3 protein-coding genes and 2 pseudogenes are annotated in these 3,050 nt (G+C 69.9%); all 5 read left to right on the plus strand.

All coding sequences use genetic code 11. The features are described 5' to 3' along the window. Positions 1-458 (plus strand): annotated as a pseudogene (locus tag VIR09_RS15755) (glycosyltransferase family 2 protein); the annotation flags it as partial. Continuing rightward, a complete protein-coding gene (locus VIR09_RS15760; protein ID WP_332013719.1) occupies positions 455-1,378 on the plus strand; it encodes a glycosyl transferase in 924 nt (307 codons plus the stop codon). The pseudogene VIR09_RS15755 and the gene VIR09_RS15760, both read left to right, overlap by 4 nt. Beyond that, positions 1,371-1,814 (plus strand): acyl-CoA thioesterase, encoded by a 444-nt coding sequence (locus VIR09_RS15765; RefSeq protein WP_332013720.1) that lies wholly within the window; start codon positions 1,371-1,373, stop codon positions 1,812-1,814. Before VIR09_RS15760 ends, VIR09_RS15765 begins: the two co-directional genes overlap by 8 nt. Beyond that, positions 1,811-2,428, plus strand: coding sequence for an outer membrane lipoprotein carrier protein LolA (locus VIR09_RS15770; protein ID WP_332013721.1), 618 nt, complete (start codon positions 1,811-1,813; stop codon positions 2,426-2,428). The genes VIR09_RS15765 and VIR09_RS15770 overlap by 4 nt, the downstream gene beginning before the upstream one ends. Beyond that, positions 2,412-3,050: pseudogene (locus VIR09_RS15775) on the plus strand (hypothetical protein); the annotation flags it as partial. The gene VIR09_RS15770 and the pseudogene VIR09_RS15775, both read left to right, overlap by 17 nt.

Raw genomic sequence — 3,050 nt, forward strand, 5'->3', positions numbered from 1 at the left:
CGGACGCGGCCGCCTTCGCGGCAGCCTCCCGCGCCCAGCCCCACGCCCTCGTCTGCGGCGCGCCTGTCTATGGCGACGACGTGCCGCGCAGCCGCCTCTACGGCCGCTGGCTGACGCGCGTGTGGGTCTGGATCAATACGCTTTCGCTCGACATCCCCGACGCCATGTGCGGCTTCCGCGTCTACCCGCTGGCCCGGGTGTTGCCCGTGATCGACGGCGCGCAAGTGGGCCGTCGCATGGATTTCGATATCGCCGTCCTGGTGCGGCTGCATTGGCGCGGCGCGGCGATGGTGTGGCTGCCGACGCGCGTGGCCTACCCGGAAGGCGGCATCTCCCACTTCAAGGGACTGCGCGACAACCTGCTGATCAGCCGCATGCATGCCCGCCTCTTCTTCGGCATGCTGGCGCGCTCGCCCGCCCTGCTGTGGCGGCGGCTTGCCGGAGGCCCGCGCCCATGAGCGCCGCCGATCAGCATTGGGCCGACCAGCCCGAGCGCGGCAGCGCCGTGCTGATGCGCCTGACCGCCTGGGCGGCGCGCACCCTGGGACGCCGCCTAGTGGCGCCCGTGGTCTGGATAGTCGTGCTGTATTTCTATGTCTTCGGCGGCCGCGCCCGGCGCTCGATCGCGGCCTACCAGCGCCGGCTGGCGCAATCCGGAACGCTGGCCGAACCGCTGCCGCGCCGCATGCCCGTCTACCGTCAGTACCTCGCGTTCGCCAACGCCATCCTGGACAAGCTGGATGTCTGGCAGGGCAAGATCACGATGGCCAACCTGGACATCTCCGATCCCGACGGCCTGCACGCGCAGATGGGCAGGAACCGCGGCCAGATCCTGGTCGGCTCGCACCTGGGCAATATCGAGGTCTGCCGCGCACTGGCGGAACAAAGCGGCACCTTGCATCTCAACGTGCTGGTCCACGACAAGCACGCGGCCCATTTCAGCCGCCTGCTGCATGAGGCCGGCGGCGGACTGCGCATGATCCAGGTCAGCGAGCTGGATGCTCCCGCCATGCTGGACCTGGCGCAGCGCCTGGACCGCGGCGAATGGCTGGCCATCGCTGGCGACCGCGTGCCGCTGCAGGGCGACCGCTGCACGCCCGTGGATTTCATGGGCGCCACCGCCCTGCTCCCGCAAGGTCCCTGGCTGCTGGCCGGACTGCTGCGCTGCCCCGTCAACCTGCTGTTCTGCACGCGTCACGGCGCGCGCTACCGCGTGGCGATGGAACGCCTGTCCGACGGCATCGAATGGACGCGCGCCACGCGCCAGGCCCGGATCGCCGAGCTGGCCCAGCGCTATGCCTGCCGGCTAGCCGCGCACTGCCGCCTGGCGCCGCTGCAATGGTTCAACTTTTATCCTTTCTGGAAAGACGATGCGTAAACGGGGCGTCATCGGCGCTGAAGTCGAAATCCGCGTGCCCTTCTTCGACGTCGACTCGCTCCACGTTGTCTGGCACGGCCACTATGTGAAGTACCTGGAGCAGGCCCGCTGCGAACTGCTGGACCGGCTGGGGCACAACTACGACGCCATGCGCGCCAGCGGCTACGCCTGGCCGGTAATCGATCTGCACCTGCGCTATGCGCAGCCCGCGCAGTTCGGCCAGCGCCTGCTGGTGCGCGCCGAACTGGTGGAATGGGAACACCGCCTGAAGATCAACTACCTGATCCTGGACGCCGCCAGCGGCCGGCGCCTGACGCGGGCCACGTCCGAACAGGTGGCGGTCTGCATCCAGACCCGCGAAATGCAGCTGGCCTCGCCCGCTGCGCTGGTCGACGCCGTAAAGCGCAAGCTGCAATCAATGGAGACGCCGGCATGAAGCGCCGCTTGGTTTTCGTGCGCCGCCTGTGCGCCCTGCTGGCCCTGTCGCTGCTGCCCTTTGCCGCCAGCGCCTTCGACCTGGCCGATCTGCAGCGGCAGCTGAGCGCCACGCCCGTGGTGCGCGGCCACTTCGTGCAGCAGAAATTCCTGCGCTCGCTGCCGCAGCCGCTGACCAGCCGTGGCGACTTCACCCTGGCGGCGGGCAAGGGCCTGCTGTGGCTGCTGCGCACGCCGATCGCGCAGGACCTGCGCATCAACGCCAACGGCATCTTCCGGCGCGACGAAGCCGGCAAATGGCAGGCCCTGCCGCAGCATTCCGGCGCCGGCCGCGAGAACCGGCTGTTCCTGTCGGTGCTGGCGGGAGACACCGCCGGACTGCGCGAGAACTTCGACCTGACGCTCACCGGTCAGGCAGATGCATGGCAGCTGCTGCTGACGCCGCGTTCGGTCCTGCTGCGCCAGATCTTCGACAACATCCAGATCAACGGCGGCGCGCTGGTGGACCGCATCGAACTGCGCGAGACGCAGGGCGACCGCAGCGTGCTGCAGATGACGGATGCGCAAGCCGCGCAGGCCCTGAGCGCCGAGGAGCAACGTGCGTTCGCCGATTGAGCGCTGGCTGCCACGGCTGTTCAAGCTGGGGCTGCTGCTGATCCTCTGCGCCGGCGCCTGGCAAAGCCGCCACGGCTGGCCGGTGTCGGCCAACCTGATGGAGCTGGTGCCGCAAGCCGGCGCCGACGCCACCCGCCAACTGGCCGAGGCCCGCATCCAGGAACCCTTGTCGCGCCAGCTGATCGCGCTGGTCGCCGCGGATTCCGGCGCGGACTCCGTCACGCCCGCACGCCTGCTGGCGCAGCGCTGGACGGACAGCGGCCTGTACTCCTCGGTGCAGGTGGAACTGCAGGTCGACGTGGCCGCGCTGCGCGCGCAATTGATATCGGGCCGTCTGGCCATGTTACCCGCGGCGGACCGGCGCCAGCTTGAGACCGACCCTGCCGCCTACGCCCAGCGCCGCGCACGCGAACTATCGGACCCGTTTTCGTCCTCCGGCCTGGTGCCGGTGGACCAGGACTGGCTGGGCCTCACGCGCCGCGCCGAACAGGCGCTGCGCCCCGGCGGCGCCGTGCAGTACGACATGGGCACGGGCACGCTGCAAGCCGAACACGGCGGCAGGCGCTGGGTGCTGGTGCGCGCGGAAACCCGCGGCGACGCCTTCGACGCCGCAGCTCCCCAG

The organism is Achromobacter sp., from assembly GCF_036567245.1.
Classification (GTDB): Bacteria; Pseudomonadota; Gammaproteobacteria; order Burkholderiales; family Burkholderiaceae_B; genus Achromobacter.

What these genes read in the sequence shown, in the direction of transcription:
- VIR09_RS15760 (WP_332013719.1), top strand. Translation starts at nt 455, where the DNA reads ATGAGCGCCGCCGATCAGCATTGGGCCGACCAGCCCGAGCGCGGCAGC.
- VIR09_RS15765 (WP_332013720.1), top strand. Translation starts at nt 1,371, where the DNA reads ATGCGTAAACGGGGCGTCATCGGCGCTGAAGTCGAAATCCGCGTGCCC.
- VIR09_RS15770 (WP_332013721.1), top strand. Translation starts at nt 1,811, where the DNA reads ATGAAGCGCCGCTTGGTTTTCGTGCGCCGCCTGTGCGCCCTGCTGGCC.